The following is a 507-nucleotide window of genomic DNA, read 5'->3' as shown; positions in this document are numbered from 1 at the left end:
CTGGTATTCGGTCACCACTTTACTGATATCTATATCGACGACTTGTCGCTTTTGAAAACCCACCTCACGATAGTGACCTTTAGGTAAAAAATCTCGGTCAACTAAAATGACTTGTACCTCATCAGGTGTTTCTGTTTGAGTCAGCGTTTTACCTACTCGGCCTTTTTGTCCGCCAGCTGATTTTTCTGACTTCTCTCTCGTTGGCTTTGTTCGGTTGATATCTTTTGATGGAGGAATGCTACTATTTTGACTATTAAGTCCTAATTTACTAGCTAGCATAACAACGACAACAAGAATGAGTTCAATAGACATCTTCAACGCTGGCGAGAGTGTTTTATCTTCTTGTAACTGAGTTTTAGTTTGCTCAACTATTTCAGTGATATTTATGCTGTTTAAATTCATTAAAGCTAGAGCGATAGGGTAATAGCTCTAGCTTGGCATACTGGCAGGATCAGTCAATAGCTAAAAAAGATCCTTAGAAAATAATTTGTCTTGGTGAATAGTTAC

The 507-nt window shown here is 38.1% G+C and carries 1 protein-coding gene; it reads right to left on the bottom strand.

Features of this window, described 5'->3' with window-relative positions; translation table 11 throughout:
- Positions 1 to 402: DUF6444 domain-containing protein (locus tag AAEZ18_RS18365; RefSeq protein ID WP_350595523.1), on the bottom strand; the 402-nt coding region annotated here is incomplete at its 3' end.
- Between the last annotated feature and the right edge of the window lie 105 nt (positions 403 to 507).

This window comes from Pseudoalteromonas sp. 19-MNA-CIBAN-0066 (assembly GCF_040308705.1).
Classification (GTDB): Bacteria; Pseudomonadota; Gammaproteobacteria; order Enterobacterales; family Alteromonadaceae; genus Pseudoalteromonas; species Pseudoalteromonas nigrifaciens.
This window is presented reverse-complemented; position numbering and strand designations above follow the sequence as displayed.